The following is a 17682-nucleotide window of genomic DNA, read 5'->3' on the forward strand; positions in this document are numbered from 1 at the left end:
TGAAGGTTGTGTCCGCCATGTTTGAGTCCATTCAGGGCCTGCTCGATGAGCACGCCGAGCTGCAGGTCCGGCTGTCTGATCCGGCCGTCCACACAGACCAGTCCCTGGCTCGCAAGCTTGGCCGGCGCTATGCCGAACTCAGCGGCATCGTGGAAGCGCACACACGGTGGCAGGCCCTGGAAGATGATCTTGAAGCCGCCCGTGAGATGGCCGAGGACCCTGAATTCGCTGCCGAGATCCCCGAGCTTGAGCAACAGTTGGCTGCCGCGCAGGAACGTCTGCGACGGCTGCTGATCCCGCGTGATCCCAACGACTCCCGCAACGTCATCATCGAGGTCAAGGGTGGCGAAGGAGGAGACGAAGCCGCGCTGTTTGCCGGCGATCTCCTCCGGATGTACACCCGGTACGCCGAATCCCGCGGCTGGAAGACCGAGCTCATTTCCGCCAATGAATCCGATCTCGGCGGGTACAAGGATGTCCAGATGGCCATCAAGGGATCATCGAATGACCCTGCCGAAGGCGTGTACGCGCGGTTGAAGTTCGAGGGCGGAGTTCACCGGGTGCAGCGCGTTCCGGTCACGGAGTCGCAAGGGCGGATTCACACCTCGGCAGCCGGAGTACTGGTACTACCCGAGGTTGATGAGCCCGAAGAGGTGGAAATCAGTCAGAACGACCTCAAGATTGACGTCTACCGGTCGTCCGGGCCCGGCGGCCAGTCGGTGAACACCACGGACTCCGCCGTGCGCATCACCCACCTTCCCACCGGCATCGTCGTTGCCATGCAGAACGAGAAATCCCAGCTGCAGAACCGGGAGGCAGCCATGCGCGTGCTGCGCTCTCGCATCCTCGCTGCCAAGCAGGAAGAGATCGACGCCGCGAACTCTGACATCCGCAAGTCCCAGGTGCGCACCATGGACCGGTCAGAGCGGATCCGCACCTACAACTTCCCCGAAAACCGCATCGCTGATCACCGCACGGGCTACAAGGCGTACAACCTCGACGCCGTCATGAATGGTGAGCTCGAACCGGTAGTACAGTCCGCCATCGAACTGGACGAACAGACCCGGCTCGACGCCATCGGCGACGACGCGTAGGAGAGTCGGCACAGCATGGAGTCGCTGGCGGATGCCCTGCGCGAAGCTGCGTCGACGCTGGCTGAGGCAGGTGTGCCGAGTCCGAGGGTCGACGCGGAACTCCTCGCCGCGCACCTCATGGCTGAGAGTGTGGGTCGGGTGCGTGCCCTCGCCTTGATCGGGGCTGCGGTGCCGGAGGGGTACGGCGAACTCGTTGCCGAGCGGGCCCAGCGGGTGCCGCTTCAACACATCACGGGCATTGCGTACTTCCGCGGTCTGGAGGTTGCAGTGGGACCTGGCGTCTTCATTCCACGCCCGGAGACGGAGGCGGTTGCCCAGCTTGCCATTGATGCGGCGCGGGGTATCTCCGGGGCGCGCGTGGCGGACCTTGGAACCGGGTCCGGCGCCATAGCAGGCTCGATTGCGCAGGAGGTGCCCGACGCGGACGTTTATGCGGTTGAACTGAGCGAGCTGGCGTTGGCATGGGCGGCGCGCAATTTGAAGCCGCACGGTGTCACCCTGGTCAACGGCGACTATGCCACGGCGCTCAGCGAACTGAACGGAACGTTCGACGTCGTCGTATCTAATCCTCCCTACATCCCAACCGATGCGGTTCCTCGCGACCCCGAAGTTGCTGAGCACGACCCGGAGATTGCACTGTTCGGGGGGAGTGCCGACGGGCTGCGCCTACCCCTGGCCGCTGCAGCTGCGGCCGTGCGCCTCCTGAAGCCCGGCGGTTATTTCGTGATGGAACACGCCGAGGTGCAGGCAGAAGCACTGATGCGGATACTGGGCGCAGACCCGTCGTGGAAGACTGTCTGCACGCACCAGGACCTTGCTGAGCGGGACCGTGCAACATCGGCAATTCGAACCGACGTGCTGTAAATGAAAGGATGGCTGGCGTGAGTGCCACCTTCGATTGCTCCGACTCCACCGAACGCAGTGAGGGAATTGCGCGTGCCCAACGTGCGCTTGCCGCAAAGCAGTGCGTGGTGATTCCCACCGACACCGTGTACGGCATTGCCGCGGATGCCTTCACACCGCAAGCCGTTGCCACGCTGCTCGCATCCAAGGGCCGCGGCCGCAGCATGCCGCCGCCGGTTCTCATTCCACGCCTCCAGACCATGGACGGGCTGGCAACCGACATCAGCCTTGAAGCCCGCAGGCTCGCCGAGGAGTTCTGGCCGGGCGGCCTCACCCTCATCTGTCATGCCCAGCCTTCGCTCACCTGGGACCTCGGGGACACGTTCGGCACTGTGGCCCTTCGCATGCCGAACGACCGCGTTGCGTTGGACCTCCTGATCCTGACGGGTCCGCTCGCCGTCTCCTCGGCGAACCGCACGGGGCAGCCGGCGGCTGCTACCGCGGCTGATGCCTATGCCCAGCTGGGAGACGCGGTGGAGGTCTACCTTGAAGACGGTGCACGCTCAGCCGACGCCGGTGCGTCCACCATCGTGGATACCACCGGAGATCTGCCCGTCGTGGTTCGCGAGGGCGTGATTTCGTTCGAAGAGCTGCGCGCTGTGGTTCCCGGGGTCGTACGTGGAACCGCCGGTGACGACGCCGGTGCAGAGGACGGGAGCGCGGAAGAGGAACGCGGCACGGAAGAAGAACCTGCGGGCCCGCCGGACGCGACGCCCGCTGAAAGCCAGCCCACTAGCGAGGACCGCGTCGACGAGCCCCGGCCTCCTCAAGGATCGAACTGACGCGGGCAGGAAGGGCGACGCCCTGCCGGGCAACCCAGCCGGCAACCTGATCCTGGCCGAACCACATCAGCTCAACGCGCCGGATCGACCCGTGCAGGCGTTCCTTCAGAAGTGCGGATACCCCGTATCCCGTGCGCAGGATGAGCCGACAGAGAAATGCCGGAAGAACCAGGGGAGTGCCTCCGGTGGCCTCGAGCACCGTGCGCACGGTCATCCCTTCCCAGGGCTGCAGCACCACCTCCGGAAGCTGGCCCTGATGCAGACCAACCGTGCGGACAAGCTCCGCGAGCGCGTCGACCGAGGAGACCGGGCTGGGTGCGGTGCCGGGTGAGGCGACCGATGCCAGCGGTGAGGCAGCGAGCCGGGCCAGTGCCGTCGTCGTCGGCCGTTCAAGGCCCTGGACGGAGGTGGCGCGCACCGAGACAATTTCAAGCGTGCCGAAGGGGCCGAGTCCAAGCGCCTGTTCCCCGAGCGCCTTGCTCCGAGAGTAAGGGGAAAAGGGTGCAGTGTCCGGCGATTCGTCGAGGACCGGACGGTGCCCCTGCACGGCCGCGCTGCTGAGGTGCACCAGCCGATGAACCCCCGCCGCGGCGCACGCGCGGGCGAGCAGCACGGGGAGCAGGGCGTTGGCGCCGGTCAGCTCCGGTGAGCCGGGACTGCGCGGTGCGGCGGCGCCTGCCGCATTGACCACCACGGTGCAACCGGCGAGTTCAGCCGCCAGGCGGTCGACGACGGCGGCCTGCCGGTCAGCCTCCGCGAGTACCCGTGCCGGTGTGTCTGCTGATGCACTGACGCGCGGTGCCCTGACCGGCCTTGCTTCCTCACCTGCCTCCGTGAGCGCCTTGAGGACTGCGCTCCCGACGAAGCCGCTGCCGCCGACGACGGACCAGATCATGAGGCAGCGCCCGTTGCCCGGGGAGTCAGCGCCGGCATCGGCAGCCAGTCGGGATCCCGCAGGACAAAGCGCGACTCGCGCCACCCGTGCCACAGGGAACCGACGCCCGAAAGAGTATGCTCGACCGCGATCAGCCGTACCAGTTCCTTCGCTGCGGTGAGGGCTGTTCCCAGTGCGAATCCGACGCGGTTGAATTGCCCGTACTCCATCAAATACCTTGCGAGATGCCCGCGGTTCCGCATTCCGCAGTAGCGTCCCAGGTTGCTCGAATCGTTCAGATGCCGCAGGCCGAGGTCGATCTGCTTCTGCGGGCGGGCCTTCCGCAGCACGAACTCGTCAATGTAGACAACTGGCTCCCGCTGGGAGATGAGCCAGCCGTAAGTGGTGTCATCGCCGTTGATGAAGAACCGCGGGTCAGGCAGTCCCACCTCGCGGACGACGCCCGCATGCAGGAGAACACCCTCGAAGCACGCCACATTGGTGCGGAAAACCGGAGAAGAAGCGAAGACGTTGCCGGGAATCGGGAAGTGCACGCCAAGGAACGGGTTGAAACGGTGTTGCCAGAAGAAAGGTTCACCGGTGTGGTCCAGGCGCCGGCCGTGCAAGCATCTGTAGTGTTCGAGCCACGGGGAAAAGGCGGCCAGCGCGCCGGGCAGGACTTCGACGTCGTCGTCCATCAGCCACAGCCAGGTCGCGCCGTCGGTCAGCGCGCGCTCAACACCGGCGGAGAAGCCGCCGGAGCCACCGGCATTGACTCCCAGCCGGTGAACCGTCAGCGGGACCGGAAACGAGGCGGCCGCCGCTTCCAGTACCTCACCGGTGGAGTCGGTACTGGCGTTGTCAACGACGACGACGGCGGCAGGCGCCGGATCGAGCTGTCCCAGAGAATCCAGCAGTCGGCTCAAGTAGCCGGCGCGGTTAAAGGTAGTCACCACCACGGTGACGGACGGCTGCGCGGTCATCAATCAGAACCCGAAGTCGGAGGGAGGGCCGAAGCTTCGCCCACGCATTCCTGCAGCGTAGGCACGGGCCCAGGAGGCAAGCCCGCGGATATCACCCCTGCGGACGTAGTAGACCGGGTACCCCACCACGTCCGCTACAAAGGAACGCACACGGATGTACCGACGCGTGAGATGTCCGCGGTTCCGGAAGAAGTAGAAGCGCTTGAAGGGTGTTTCCGGAACCAGCACATGGAGCCGGTCGCCGATGACGTGCTGCACTTCAGCCCATCCCGGCGGGTGGCTGAGCGCAACGGTGGTGACCGTACCGAAGGGGATGCCGGCGCGGCGGAGCCTCAGCATGAAGTCAGTTTCATCGCCGCGGATGAACAGGCGTAGATCCGGCAGCCCGACCCGGAAAAAGACGTCGGCGCGGATCAGCGCTCCGTTGAAGAACTGGGCAATGTCCGGAATGAAGCCAAGGTTCTCCACCTGATCCCGATCGTGGGTGGTGCGCCCCTGGATGCGAAAGGGGAAGGAGAGCCGGGTGGAATCGGTCGGTGCGACGATCAGGGGCACGACGACGTCAAGGTTGCGCAGATGGGCGGACTCAAGCAGTTTGCTGAGGACAGCGGTGTCCTCAGGGTGGGCGTCGTCGTCCATGATCCAGATCCACTCGGCGCCGCTCGCCATCGCGGAAAGAATTGCGAGGGAGAAACCGCCGGCGCCGCCCAGATTGGTGGCGGACCGGATGTAGTTCACGGGAGCGCTGGATTGTTCAGCCAGGGCAGAGACGTCCTGTGTGCCCGAGTCAACCAGTGCCACAGATGCGATCGGGTGATCTTGCCGTGCGAGCGCTTCGAGAAGTGTCTGTACGTCATCCGGTCTGTCGAAAGTCACTGCCGCTACAGCCACGGTTTCCTGCAAAACGGTCCTTTCGGCCAGCCTCCGCAACGCTCAGCTCGCGGTGATCGGTCACAGGGAGCACGCATCAGTCGGGCTAGTATTCTCGGGTAGGGAAAGTCTATTACACGGCCCGGACGGCCTTTTCGCGCCGGATCGAAGGGGGCGTGACGCTACGCCAACCGCCCATCCAAAGGAATCATGACACAGACGGATAACCAGAATTCCGCGGCTCGCGTGAATCAGGACGACTCCGCCGGCAGGACAGACAAGCCGGCCCTGTGGTTGTGGTCCCAGTACGCCTTTGATTCCTTCGCGTGGATTGTTGCTGTCTTCCTGGCCGTGATCCTTCGCCTGGAGCTGCTGGTCACCCAGATCAATGTGCCGGGTGCAGTCGTCTTCTGCGCCGTTGCAGTGATCTCCCAGCTGGTTGTCGGGATGAGCTTCGCCCTCTACCGGGGGCGCTATGCGTTCGGTAGCTTCCACGAAGCGCGTCTGCTGGTGATCGTGACGGTGATTGTTTCTGTGATCCTGCTGCTGGTGAGCATCGCTTTCATCAGCGTCATCCAGATCCCGCGAAGCGTGGCTATTATCGCTTTCCCTTTTGCCTGTATCTTCATGGCGTCAACCCGCTATCTGAAGCGTATGTATGTGGAGAGCAAGGCCAAACCCGGCGACGACGCGCAGCGGACCCTGATCTATGGGGCAGGCTTCCTCGGCAAGTCGCTGGTAACCCGGATGATGCAGGATCGGGAGTCCCCCTACTTTCCGGTCGGCCTGATCGATGATGATCCCGCCAAGAAGCACCTGCGGCTCGCCACGGTTCCGGTACTGGGCCGCCTCGAAGATCTGCCCGAGATGGCGCGGCGCACGCGTGCAACCGCCCTCGTCATTGCGTTTTCCGATGTTGAAGCGGCGCAGGTGAGGCGCGTTTCGGACCTCGTCACTGGGCTTAACATACGCGTACTCGTGCTGCCGCCGCTGCGCGAGATGCTCGCTGGAGGCGGAGAGAAGGGCCTCACCGATTTCCGTGAAGTGGCGGTGGAGGATTTGATCGGCCGGCGTCCGGTGGATATCCGCGCTGACGAGGTGGCGGGCTACATCGCCGGCAGGCGGGTTCTGGTGACCGGTGCAGGCGGTTCCATCGGCTCCGAGCTGTGCCGCCAGATCGCAGAGTTCGGGCCAGCGGAACTCATCATGCTTGATCGTGACGAAACGGGACTTCAGACCACCCAGATCTCCCTGACAGGCAGGGGACTGCTGACGGGCAGGGACACAGTCCTTGCCGACATCCGGGAAGCAGACACGCTGCGCGCAATCTTCGTAGACCGCAAACCTGAGGTGGTTTTCCATGCGGCGGCGCTTAAGCACGTGTCCCTGCTTGAGCAGTATCCGGAAGAGGCGTGGAAAACGAACGTCCTTGGCACGCTCAACGTTCTGCGGGCAGCCGAAGCGGCCGGTGTCAGCAACTTCGTAAACATTTCCACGGACAAGGCCGCCAATCCCACCAGCGTTCTTGGTCACTCGAAGCGCGTCGCTGAGAAATTGACGGCCTGGACGGCCGGCGCGGCGGGCGCAAGGTACGTGTCCGTCCGCTTCGGCAACGTTATTGGTAGCCGCGGATCGATGCTGCCGCTATTCACTGAGCAGATCAGGGTGGGCGGACCGATCACTGTCACCGACCCCGAGGTGACCCGCTTCTTCATGACCATCCCTGAAGCCTGCCAGCTCGTCATTCAGGCGGGAGCAATCGGCAGCGGGGGGGAAGTCCTGATCCTCGACATGGGGGAGCCGGTGAAGATTCTGGATGTGGCCCAGCGGATGATCGCAATGTCCGGGAAGGACATCGAAATAGTCTTCACCGGCCTGCGCAAAGGCGAGAAACTACACGAAGACCTTGTGGGGATCGACGAGGACGACGCCCGCCCCCTCCACCCCAAGATTTCGCACACCCGGGTAGCGGCACTTGATCCGGGCATGCTCGACCTGCGTGACTGGAAGGTCAAGGGCGGCATCGAGGCCTATTCCGAGGGCATGCAACCTCCGGCTGAAAAAGGGGCCTGACCATGCTGCTCTGGGTTGTTGTCGGTTCCTCCCTGCTGCTCAGCCTGGTCCTGCCGTTTGGACTGAAGCCGATCCTGCAGAAGCTGGGCGTGCTCGACATCCCCAATGAACGGTCCTCTCACACCTCGGTGGTTATCCGGGGAGTGGGCATCACCGTCGCAGTGGGGATCGTCGTCGGGCTTCTTCTGTCCCTGCTGACCGGCCTGGTCCCGGTAGACCGCTCAGTGGTGCTCATCGTCCTGGCAATCCTTTCAGCGGCGGCCGTACTCGGCTGGATCGAAGACTACCGGGGTCTGTCGATCCGGCTGCGTGCGCTGATCCAGTTGACGATCGGAGCAGTCGGAACCACTGCTCTTGCATGGACGATCGGGCAATCCTACTGGTGGGTGCCGATTGGCGCGCTTGCAGTGGCCGCCTACGTGAATGCCGCCAATTTCATGGACGGCATCAACGGTATCTCCGGCCTCCATGGCGTCCTGGTGGGCGTGTTCTACTCGGTAGCCGGCATGCTCGTGGGCCAGTTCTGGCTTACAGTCGCTGGACTTGTGGTTGCTGCAGCTTTCGCTGGATTCCTGCCCTGGAATCTTGGGCGGGGTTTTGTTTTCCTCGGCGACGTCGGCAGTTATCTGCTGGGCGCGTCCATCGCCGGCATGGCGGTCGCTGGCTTGCTGGCGGGCGTTTACCTCGAGTACCTGCTGTCTCCTGTGCTGATCTATCTGGCCGACACCTTCATCACCTTCCTGCGGCGAGTGAGAGCGGGGGATCGCTGGTACGCCTCGCACCGCGAGCATGTCTACCAGCGTTTGACCGACGTCGGACTCACCCACGTGCAGTCAGCGCTTGTGGTCACCGCGTGCTCTGCACTGGTCGGTGCGGCCGGATTTGTCCTCGCTACGGCACCGGCACCACTGGCGATCGTCTGCTCAGTGTTCGCGGCCGCCGTCGTCGCGCTGTACATCTACTCGCCGAAACTCCTTGCCCGACGACGGCTGATTCCGGCTGACGGTTGAGAAAAGCAACTAAGAGCGGGATCGATTTCTATCTGCTGTAGAATTTCAGGGACCGGCCGGGCTGAGACGCCTGCCCAACCTACCCCTCGATGGACGGAACCCCATGAGCACACCCGACGCACCGCGCGCCAGTGTGTCCCGTGCCTCCGCGTCTGGTCCCACTGAGTCCCTGTGGCTGCGGATCCTGCTGCGTTGCCTCGCTGTCACGGGGGCGGCGCTGGTCATCACCACCGCCATCGCATTCGCGATGAACGGGGGGAGCGGGGCCGCGAGCGTGCTCTTCGGCTACGCCGTGGTGGCACTCTTCTTCGGGCTGAGCCTGCTCATCGGCCATTTCGTCGGTCGGTCGAATCCCAGCGGCGCCCTCGGAATCTTCATGGTCACTTACGCCATCAAGGTGGTCGGCTTTGCCGCTGTCCTGTTTTTTGTCGGTGTCCCCTCCTGGCTGGAACGCACCTGGTTTTTCGGTGCGGCCGTGGGAGCAGTAGTTCTTTGGCAGATTGTCGAGGTCACCGTTTTTGCCAAGGCGCGCCACCAGCTCTACAACGACTGTGACTCGACCGGGTCGTCCGGAACGCAGGCGGTTGATGGACGTGCGTAAAGGAGCCTCCAGCACCGGCTCGGGCTCGGGCGATGAGCGCCCAGAGGCTGACGCGCGCGGTCGCTACGGCGAAGCCGGGTACAACGATGGAATAGCTGTTTTCAGCTACATCATTGGCGGGATCATAGTCTGGAGTTTGATAGGCTGGGGGCTGGACAGTCTCCTGGGGACGCGTTGGATCGTGCTCGCAGGAGGCCTCTTGGGTGCAGTGGGCGGCTTTTATCTCTCCCACAAGCACAACCTCACCCGTTCCAACTCCTCCGGTCCTGGATCAACGCCGGAACGCAGGAGCGGTCCGGAGGAAGGTTCCCCTGAGTAATGTCCCATAACTTCATGCGTCGGAGCAGTAACGCTGTGCCCGATCCAACTCCGCCCAACGATGGACACTGCAGAGAGGAAACGCGTTGATCGCGCTTGCGCTCCCCGCTCAAACCACCACTGAAGAGGGCTTTGTCCCACCCACGATTGAAGAAGCGCACCCGCCGAACATTCTTCCCTGGAATAGTGAATATGGCGTTTGGTTCGCGCCAGGCTTCGGCAAGCAGATGCTGCTGGTCATCCTGTCGGTCATCCTCATCGGCGCATTTTTCTATATAGCCTCCCGCCGTGGTCAACTTGTTCCGGGCAAGATGCAGTTCCTCGGAGAAGCCGCGTACGGCTTCGTGCGTAACTCCATCGGCAAGGACATCATCGGCGGACGCGAGTACATGAAGTATGTGCCGTGGCTCTTCACCGCGTTCTTCTTTATCCTCGTGAACAACATCTTCGGTGCGGTCCCGCTGCTTCAAATCCCCACTTTCTCCCACCCTGGCAGCGCGTACGCGATCGCGGCCATCTTCTACATCCTCTGGATTGCCGTCGGCGTGAAGAAGCATGGCCTGCGCTACTTCAAGCTCGCCGTGGTTCCCTCCGGAGTGCCGTGGTACATCATGCCGCTGGTAGTTCCGATCGAGATCATTTCGAACTTCCTGGTTCGTCCGGTCACCCACTCCCTCCGTTTGTTCGCAACCATGCTGGCAGGTCACCTCATCGTGATGTTGGCCGGCAGCGCGATCGAATTCATGACCCTGTCCGGCAACATCCTCCTGCAGGGAACCGGAGTTTTGGTTCTTGGCGGCGCGGTTGCCATGTACATGCTCGAAGCTTTGATCATGGTTCTCCAGGCCTACGTTTTCACCCTGCTGGCCGCGATCTACATCGAGGGCGCCCTTCATGCGGACGCCCACTAATACCTAACAAAAGTCTTCCCCGCTGGGGATGATCCCAACCAACCTGCCGGCATAGCGCGGCATCTTGAAAGGAAGAAAATGGAAGGCATTATCAACGGCAACATCAACCTCGTAGGCTACGGTCTCTCCGCAATCGGCGGTGGTATCGGTGTGGGCCTCGTGTTCGCCGCGTACATCAACGGTGTTGCTCGTCAGCCGGAGGCGCAGCGTGTACTGCAGCCAATCGCATTCCTTGGCCTGGCACTGACCGAAGCCCTCGCAATCCTCGGTCTGGTCTTCGCCTTCGTTCTCTAGAAGAGTCGCTGGCTGACCAAACGGACTAGTGGTAGAAAGACGGGTGAAACAACATGGATAGCGCAGTCATACTTGCAGCTGAAAGTCCCCTCGCACCGAACCTATGGGAACTATTGGTTACGGTCGCAGGGTTCGCTGTACTGATGTACATCGTTATCAAGTTCGTCATGCCGGCGTTTGAGAAGACGTTTGCAGAGCGGACTGAAGCCATTGAGGGTGGCATCGCAAAGGCGGAGGCCGCACAGGCTGAGGCCAACGCGGCACGCGAGGAGTACAAGCAGCAGCTGGTCGACGCTCGCACCGAGGCGAATCGCATCCGCGAGGAAGCACGTGCTGAGGGCGCCCAGATCCTGGCTGAGCTCAAGGAGAAGGCAGTCGCCGAGGCGAACCGCATCTCCGCGCAGGCTGAGGCACAAATCGAGGCCGACCGTCAGGCAGCTGCTGTCTCACTGCGGGCTGACGTCGGAACCCTTGCCACTGATCTGGCCAGCCGAATTGTCGGCGAGTCCCTGGCTGATGACGCGCGCTCTGCACGCGTTGTCGACCGCTTCCTCGCTGACCTGGAGGCGCAGTCCGCTACCCAGAGCGCAGGTGCAGCCAAATAATGGCAGGCGTATCAAGCCAGTCCCTCACGGCGGCGCGGCAGGAACTTGAGCCTCGTCTCGGCACAGCATCGCTGACGCTGGCCGAGGAATTGTTCGGTGTGCTGGACACACTCGATTCGAACGCCGGGCTCCGCCGCGCCGTCACTGACCCGAATCGCGACGGCGAGCAGAAGGTTGCTTTGTCCACGCGGTTGTTCGCTGGACGGATTTCGCCGGAGGCGTCGGACATCGTTCGCGACCTCGTTGCCCGCCGCTGGGCCAAGCCCCGCGACATCGGTGACGCACTGGAAGCGCTCGCCGCAACCGTCGCTATTGCGGTGGCCGAAAACAGGGGACAGGGAATCCGAGGGCTCGAGGGACTTGAGAACGATCTCTTCTCATTCCTGAGCGTCGTTGGCTCGAACCACGATCTGCAGCGCGCATTGTCTGAACCCCAGGCAGAAGGATCAGCGAAAGTGGCCCTTGCGCTGAAGCTCGTTCCCTCGGCCGGAGATGAAGCCAGGCTTCTGATCCGTCAGGCGGTTCTGTCGCCGCGTGGCCTGCGGCCGTCGGCGTTGGTTGAACGCTTTGTCGAGCTTGTTGCACTGCGCCAGGAGCGCTGGATTGCTACCGTCAGCGTTACCCGTCCGCTGTCGGACGAGCAATTGGCCCGGCTCCAGGCAGGGCTGAATGCGCTCTACGGGCGAGACCTCAAGGTCAATGTCAGCGTGGATCCGTCCCTCGTGGGCGGCGTTCGCGTGAAGGTGGGAGACGAAGTGGTTGACGCCACGGCGGTAAGCCGTCTGTCCGAACTCCGTCGAAAGATGGCCGTTTAGCTGCGGACAAGGCAACGCTGAAGCTCGCGGGCTTCGACTACAGACGAAAACAAAACGGTCACCGCTTACCGGCGGTGGTCACAACACAGGAGAGCAGGGACTGCAGATGGCCGAATTGACCATCAACGCCGACGACGTCCGTAATGCGTTGAACGAGTTCGCGGCGTCCTACGAACCCGGAAACGCGGAGCGGGTCGAAGTTGGCCGCGTAACATCCGCGAGCGACGGCATCGCCAGGGTAGAGGGACTTCCCTCGGTCATGGCAAACGAGCTGCTGCGTTTCGAAGACGGCACGCTGGGCCTCGCCCAGAACCTCGACACCCGTGAAATCGGTGTCGTTGTCCTCGGTGACTACACCGGTATCGAAGAAGGTCAGGAAGTACACCGGACCGGAGAGATTCTCTCCGTTCCCGTGGGCGACGCCTTCCTTGGCCGTGTGGTTGACCCCCTTGGGCAGCCGATCGACGACCTCGGTGAGATTAAGGCAGAGGCGCGTCGTGCACTTGAGCTCCAGGCGCCGGGCGTAACGCAGCGCAAGTCGGTGCACGAGCCGATGCAGACCGGCCTCAAGGCCATCGACGCCATGATCCCGATCGGCCGCGGACAGCGCCAGCTCATCATCGGTGACCGCCAGACCGGCAAGACGGCCATCGCCGTCGACACCATCATCAACCAGAAGGCCAACTGGGCATCCGGAGACGTGCAGAAGCAGGTCCGCTGCATCTACGTCGCCATCGGCCAGAAGGCTTCGACCATCGCGGCCGTTCGCCAGACGTTGGAGGACAAGGGCGCCCTGGAGTACACCACCATCGTGGCGTCGCCTGCCTCGGACCCGGCCGGCTTCAAGTACCTTGCTCCCTACGCGGGTTCAGCCATCGGCCAGCACTGGATGTACGGCGGCAAGCACGTACTGATCATCTTTGATGATCTCTCCAAGCAGGCTGAGGCCTACCGCGCGGTGTCGCTGCTGCTGCGCCGCCCGCCAGGACGCGAAGCCTACCCGGGCGACGTGTTCTACCTGCACTCCCGCTTGCTGGAGCGTTGCGCGAAGCTCTCGGACGAGTTGGGCGCAGGTTCGATGACCGGCCTTCCGTTGGTCGAAACCAAGGCGAACGACGTGTCGGCCTACATCCCGACCAACGTCATCTCCATTACTGATGGTCAGATCTTCCTTCAGTCAGACCTGTTCAACGCCAACCAGCGGCCCGCCGTTGATGTCGGTGTGTCCGTGTCCCGCGTGGGCGGTGCCGCGCAGGTGAAGGCAATGAAGAAGGTTTCGGGTACGTTGAAACTCGATCTCGCCCAGTACCGTGACATGCAGGCGTTCGCCATGTTCGCTTCGGACCTGGACGCTGCCTCCCGTCAGCAGCTGACCCGCGGGGCACGCCTCATGGAGTTGCTGAAGCAGGGCCAGTACGCGCCGTTCCCCATGGAGGAGCAGGTCGTTTCGATCTGGGCCGGCACCAATGGGTACCTTGACGATGTACCGGTTGAGGACATCCGCAAGTTCGAGTCCCAGTTCCTGGAGCACCTGCGCCACAAGTCCTCAGTGCTGACCACGCTGGCGCAGACCAATAAGCTCGAAGACTCCACTGTGGATGAGCTCAAGTCCCACATCACGGACTTCAAGCAGGGGTTCTTCGGCGAAGGTCATGATGGTCTTGTCGCAGGCCACGAGGAACACAGCCCACTCGATGAGGGCTCCGTGGACCAGGAAAAGATCGTCAAGCAGAAGCGCTAACGGCGCGGGCGTTCGCGCGCACCGCGCGAACGCCCGATGCCTGAACCGTAGTTCCTTTCATAGGGACTACGAAGGAAAGGACAAGTATGGGAGCCCAGATCCGGGTCTACCGCCAGAAGATCGTGTCGACGACGTCGATGCGGAAGATCTTCAAGGCGATGGAACTGATCGCCACCTCTCGCATTGGCAAGGCACGCGCCCGCGTGTCGTCGTCACTGCCCTATGCCAATGCCATCACCCGTGCGGTTTCCGCTGTTGCGTCGCAGTCCGAGATTGATCACCCACTGACCACCGAGCCGGAGCAGATCCGGCGGGCGGCAGTGCTCATCATGACCTCGGACAGAGGCCTGGCGGGCTCCTACTCGGCCACTGTGCTGAAGCAGGCGGAAGCTCTCCTTGAGCTTCTCCGCGAGGAGGGTAAGGAAGTCAAGACCTATCTGATCGGCCGGAAAGCCCAGGCGTACTTTGATTTCCGCGGTCGTCCCTACGAGCAGGTCTGGACGGGCGGCACGGATGCGCCCGAGTTCGAGACCGCGCGTGAGGTTGGCGCCGTGCTTCTGGAGCAGTTCGGAACCGACTTCGAGGACGGTGGTGTTGACGAGATCCACGTCGTCTACACGCGTTTCCGTTCGATGGTCACCCAGGAACCGACGGTCATTCGTCTTCTGCCGCTTGAGGTTGTCGAAGAGGAAGCAGCGAGCGAGTCGGACATCCTTCCCCTGTACGAGTACGAGCCGGAACCCGAAAGAGTTCTTGATGCGCTGCTTCCGCGGTACATCGAGTCCCGGATCTTCGCAGCGCTGCTTCAGGCGGCTGCGAGCGAGCTCGCAGCACGCCAGCGTGCCATGAAGTCGGCGGGCGACAACGCGACCGAACTGATCAAAAAGTACACGCGCCTTCGCAACACCGCCCGCCAGGCGGAAATCACGCAGGAGCTTTCGGAGATCGTGGCAGGTGCGGACGCACTAAGCGCGTCCTGACCCCCCGGCCTCCGCGGACCCCACGGGGTTCCCAACCGCACTACCATTAGCACCACGCCATCTACTGAATGAAGTGAGAGAGATGACTGCCCAGACTGTTGAGAACAGTACGGACTCAGTTGCCCCCGGCGCGACCGGCCGCATAGCCCGTGTCATCGGCCCGGTTGTCGACGTTGAGTTTCCGGCTGACGCCATTCCCGCCATCTACAATGCGCTGACCACCGAGGTGACCCTCAACGGTGAGACGCGCATGATCACCTTCGAGACCTCGCAGCATCTAGGCGACAATCTCGTGCGTGCGATCTCCCTGCAGGCGACCGACGGCCTGGTGCGCGGTACCACCGTTCAGGACACCGGCTCTGCCATTTCGGTTCCCGTCGGAGACGTCGTGAAGGGCCACATCTTCAACGTTCTGGGCAAGCCGCTCGACGTCGAGGAATCGCAGCTGGAGATCACCGAGCGCTGGCCAATCCACCGCAAGGCTCCCTCCTTCGCCTCGCTTGAGGGCTCCACCGAGATGCTTGAAACCGGAATCAAGAGCATTGACCTTCTTACCCCCTACATCAAGGGTGGAAAGATCGGTCTCTTCGGCGGTGCCGGAGTGGGCAAGACGGTGCTGATCCAGGAAATGATCACCCGAGTGGCACGCAACTTCGGTGGTACCTCGGTCTTCGCCGGCGTCGGTGAGCGTACCCGTGAAGGAAACGACCTCTGGGTCGAAATGGAAGAGGCCGGCGTCTTGAAGGACACCGCCCTTGTCTTCGGTCAGATGGATGAGCCGCCAGGCACGCGCCTGCGGGTTGCGCTGTCCGCACTCACCATGGCGGAATACTTCCGCGATATTCAGAAGCAGGACGTGCTGCTCTTCATCGACAACATCTTCCGTTTCACCCAGGCAGGTTCCGAGGTGTCGACCCTGCTGGGCCGCATGCCGTCGGCCGTGGGCTACCAGCCCAACCTGGCAGATGAGATGGGCCTCCTCCAGGAGCGCATCACGTCCACCAAGGGCCACTCCATCACTTCGATGCAGGCCATTTACGTGCCGGCGGATGACTACACGGACCCGGCCCCGGCCACCACGTTCGCGCACCTCGATGCAACCACGGAACTGTCGCGTGAGATCGCTTCACGCGGTCTGTACCCGGCCATCGATCCGCTGACCTCCACGTCGCGGATCCTCGATCCGCAGTACATCGGTCACGATCACTACAACACCGCTGTGCGCGTCAAGCAGATCCTGCAGAAGAACAAGGAACTCCAGGACATCATCGCCATCCTCGGTGTCGATGAGCTGTCCGAAGAAGACAAGATTGTTGTTTCGCGCGCACGCCGCATCCAGCAGTTCCTGTCGCAGAACACCTACACGGCAAAGCAGTTCACCGGTGTCGAGGGCTCGACCGTGAGCATCAAGGACACGATCGAGGGCTTCAACGCCATCGCCAACGGCGATCTCGACCACATTGCCGAGCAGGCGTTCTTCAACATCGGCGGTCTTGACGACGTCGAGCGTCAGTGGGCACGGATTCAAGAGCAGAGCGGAAAGTAAGCTCCATGGCTGAACTCGAAGTCGAAATCGTCGCGGCGGACCACTTCGTGTGGTCCGGCGCGGCGACCATGGTCAAGGGCCGCACTGCTGACGGCGAGATCGGGATCCTTCCCGGACACTCTCCGGTGCTCGCGATCCTCGCAGAAGGAGAGCTCGCCATCCAGCCGGTCTCCGGCGAACGGCTCATCGTCGGCGTTGATGGCGGCTTCTTTTCAGTGGACAGCAACCGTGTGGTTATTGTTGCCGACAATGCCAGGATCGGCGGTTCAGTGACCGCAGACGCTAAGTAGCGTAAGGCCTGATGGACGGCATCGGTATCACGTTCATCTCGCTTGCTGCGCTCTTTGCCCTGCTGGTCTTCATGGTCGGTGCTTTTTGTCTGCGCCGCTTTCAGTTGCGCACCGCGCTGGGAACCTTCGACGCCTCCATTCGCCTCCCGAGCAAGGGCTGGCGGATGGGGGTTTGTCGTTATACAGACAAGCACCTTGAGTGGTTACGGCTGGTCTCGCTCAGCCCACGACCCCGTCAGCGGTACCTACGCAGCTCGCTCGAACTGAAAGGCTGGCGTCAGCCCACTGAGGTGGAAAAGGCCCGTATCCAGCCGGGGGCAATAGTGGTGACGCTGAGTTACGAGGGGACCGAGGTGCTTCTCGCGATGAAGTTCGACGTCTATGCCGGTTTGTCCTCCTGGTTGGAAGCAGGCCCGGTGATAGGCATCGGTACGTGGCGCTGATGTTCGTGCACGGCAGGGCAGCAGGAACCAGTTAAATAGTTTGGGCCCCCGCACAAGTGGGGGCCCAAACTATGTGCTTCAACTCGAGTTACAGCGCGGTGACGCCTGTAGCCTGGGGACCCTTGGCGCCCTGGCCGATCTCGAACTGTACTCGCTGATTTTCATCGAGGCTCCGGAATCCTCCGGTCTGGATCTCGGAGTAGTGAACAAAGACATCGCCCTCGGAGTCGTCCGGCGTGATGAAGCCGAAGCCCTTTTCAGCGTTGAACCACTTGACGGTTCCCTGTGCCATTTATATTTCTCCTCATAATGGAACATATTTCTGAATCGACACACTGTATGCCGACCGCGAGTTACTTCGCGTGAATTCCATCGAGGACAAGAACGACCCTGCACCTACGACAAGCTTCACGCTCGCAACCTGTCTTGCGAGCATGAAAACCACGTACACAAAGACTGAAATAAGCATCACATAGCCGTATGGGCTGGTCAACGGACATTCCGACGATTAAACCGATTGTTAAGCGGGAATTCGAATATCCGGATGCT

20 protein-coding genes are annotated in these 17682 nt (G+C 62.4%); 16 read left to right on the top strand and 4 right to left on the bottom strand.

The genetic code is table 11. From position 1 onward, the window contains the following. The first annotated feature begins 17 nt into the window (after positions 1–17). The 3 genes from prfA to ABFX19_RS08640 are packed head-to-tail and all read left to right on the top strand — an operon-like array spanning position 18 to position 2779. Complete coding sequence (gene prfA, locus ABFX19_RS08630; protein WP_056548352.1) at positions 18–1094, top strand: peptide chain release factor 1; 1077 nt, start codon at positions 18–20, stop codon at positions 1092–1094. 15 nt (positions 1095–1109) lie between these two features. After that, positions 1110–1958 carry a peptide chain release factor N(5)-glutamine methyltransferase gene (prmC, locus tag ABFX19_RS08635; RefSeq protein ID WP_346028114.1) on the top strand — a complete coding sequence of 283 codons (849 nt, stop codon included), beginning with the start codon at positions 1110–1112 and terminating at the stop codon, positions 1956–1958. Positions 1959–1975: 17 nt separating this feature from the next. Beyond that, positions 1976–2779 (top strand): L-threonylcarbamoyladenylate synthase, encoded by an 804-nt coding sequence (locus tag ABFX19_RS08640; RefSeq protein WP_277359707.1) that lies wholly within the window; start codon positions 1976–1978, stop codon positions 2777–2779. Here ABFX19_RS08640 and ABFX19_RS08645 read toward each other — a convergent pair. The 3 genes from ABFX19_RS08645 to ABFX19_RS08655 are packed head-to-tail and all read right to left on the bottom strand — an operon-like array spanning position 2730 to position 5539. Continuing rightward, a complete protein-coding gene (locus ABFX19_RS08645; RefSeq protein ID WP_346028115.1) occupies positions 2730–3674 on the bottom strand; it encodes an NAD-dependent epimerase/dehydratase family protein in 945 nt (314 codons plus the stop codon). The two genes, ABFX19_RS08640 and ABFX19_RS08645, sit on opposite strands and share 50 nt — an antisense overlap. Beyond that, the gene (locus ABFX19_RS08650; protein ID WP_346028116.1) at positions 3671–4636 is read right to left on the bottom strand and encodes a glycosyltransferase; all 966 of its coding nucleotides are present in this window, start codon (positions 4634–4636) and stop codon (positions 3671–3673) included. Before ABFX19_RS08650 ends, ABFX19_RS08645 begins: the two co-directional genes overlap by 4 nt. Before the next feature lie 3 nt (positions 4637–4639). Further along, the gene (locus ABFX19_RS08655; protein WP_346028117.1) at positions 4640–5539 is read right to left on the bottom strand and encodes a glycosyltransferase; all 900 of its coding nucleotides are present in this window, start codon (positions 5537–5539) and stop codon (positions 4640–4642) included. Between the two features lie 177 nt (positions 5540–5716). Between ABFX19_RS08655 and ABFX19_RS08660 the strand changes: the two genes are divergently transcribed. The 13 genes from ABFX19_RS08660 (at position 5717) to ABFX19_RS08720 (ending at position 17133) form a co-directional block, all read left to right on the top strand. Then, positions 5717–7579 (top strand): polysaccharide biosynthesis protein, encoded by a 1863-nt coding sequence (locus tag ABFX19_RS08660; protein WP_277358611.1) that lies wholly within the window; start codon positions 5717–5719, stop codon positions 7577–7579. Positions 7580–7581: 2 nt separating this feature from the next. Next, on the top strand, positions 7582–8589 hold the full coding sequence (locus ABFX19_RS08665) for an MraY family glycosyltransferase (RefSeq protein WP_277358610.1): 1008 nt from the start codon (positions 7582–7584) through the stop codon (positions 8587–8589). A gap of 103 nt (positions 8590–8692) precedes the next feature. Further along, entirely contained in the window at positions 8693–9190 is a 498-nt protein-coding gene (locus ABFX19_RS08670) for a Cg1360 family ATP-synthase-associated protein (RefSeq protein WP_277358609.1), read from the top strand. After that, positions 9177–9509 carry a hypothetical protein gene (locus tag ABFX19_RS08675; RefSeq protein WP_404800719.1) on the top strand — a complete coding sequence of 111 codons (333 nt, stop codon included), beginning with the start codon at positions 9177–9179 and terminating at the stop codon, positions 9507–9509. Before ABFX19_RS08670 ends, ABFX19_RS08675 begins: the two co-directional genes overlap by 14 nt. An 85-nt stretch (positions 9510–9594) precedes the next feature. Continuing rightward, entirely contained in the window at positions 9595–10419 is an 825-nt protein-coding gene (atpB, locus tag ABFX19_RS08680) for a F0F1 ATP synthase subunit A (RefSeq protein WP_277358607.1), read from the top strand. A 78-nt stretch (positions 10420–10497) separates the two neighbouring features. Beyond that, positions 10498–10713: an ATP synthase F0 subunit C gene (gene atpE / locus ABFX19_RS08685; RefSeq protein WP_204531175.1), complete on the top strand. Its 216-nt coding sequence runs from the start codon at positions 10498–10500 to the stop codon at positions 10711–10713. 53 nt (positions 10714–10766) lie between these two features. Beyond that, entirely contained in the window at positions 10767–11318 is a 552-nt protein-coding gene (locus ABFX19_RS08690; protein WP_204531172.1) for a F0F1 ATP synthase subunit B, read from the top strand. Continuing rightward, the gene (locus tag ABFX19_RS08695) at positions 11318–12133 is read left to right on the top strand and encodes a F0F1 ATP synthase subunit delta (RefSeq protein WP_277358606.1); all 816 of its coding nucleotides are present in this window, start codon (positions 11318–11320) and stop codon (positions 12131–12133) included. The genes ABFX19_RS08690 and ABFX19_RS08695 overlap by 1 nt, the downstream gene beginning before the upstream one ends. Positions 12134–12239: 106 nt before the next feature. After that, the gene (gene atpA / locus ABFX19_RS08700) at positions 12240–13874 is read left to right on the top strand and encodes a F0F1 ATP synthase subunit alpha (protein WP_056548099.1); all 1635 of its coding nucleotides are present in this window, start codon (positions 12240–12242) and stop codon (positions 13872–13874) included. A gap of 86 nt (positions 13875–13960) precedes the next feature. After that, the gene (locus ABFX19_RS08705; RefSeq protein ID WP_056548101.1) at positions 13961–14854 is read left to right on the top strand and encodes a F0F1 ATP synthase subunit gamma; all 894 of its coding nucleotides are present in this window, start codon (positions 13961–13963) and stop codon (positions 14852–14854) included. An 82-nt stretch (positions 14855–14936) separates the two neighbouring features. Then, positions 14937–16400 (top strand): F0F1 ATP synthase subunit beta, encoded by a 1464-nt coding sequence (gene atpD / locus ABFX19_RS08710; RefSeq protein WP_056548102.1) that lies wholly within the window; start codon positions 14937–14939, stop codon positions 16398–16400. Between the two features lie 5 nt (positions 16401–16405). Further along, the gene (locus tag ABFX19_RS08715) at positions 16406–16690 is read left to right on the top strand and encodes a F0F1 ATP synthase subunit epsilon (RefSeq protein WP_056548103.1); all 285 of its coding nucleotides are present in this window, start codon (positions 16406–16408) and stop codon (positions 16688–16690) included. Positions 16691–16701: 11 nt separating this feature from the next. Further along, positions 16702–17133 (top strand): DUF2550 domain-containing protein, encoded by a 432-nt coding sequence (locus ABFX19_RS08720; RefSeq protein ID WP_277358604.1) that lies wholly within the window; start codon positions 16702–16704, stop codon positions 17131–17133. Between the two features lie 88 nt (positions 17134–17221). On the opposite strand, the gene ABFX19_RS08725 is transcribed toward ABFX19_RS08720, so the two are convergent. Next, complete coding sequence (locus ABFX19_RS08725; RefSeq protein WP_056548105.1) at positions 17222–17425, bottom strand: cold-shock protein; 204 nt, start codon at positions 17423–17425, stop codon at positions 17222–17224. Positions 17426–17682: the final 257 nt, after the last annotated feature.

It is taken from the genome of Arthrobacter parietis (assembly GCF_039530425.1).
Lineage (GTDB): Bacteria > Actinomycetota > Actinomycetes > Actinomycetales > Micrococcaceae > Arthrobacter_D > Arthrobacter_D parietis.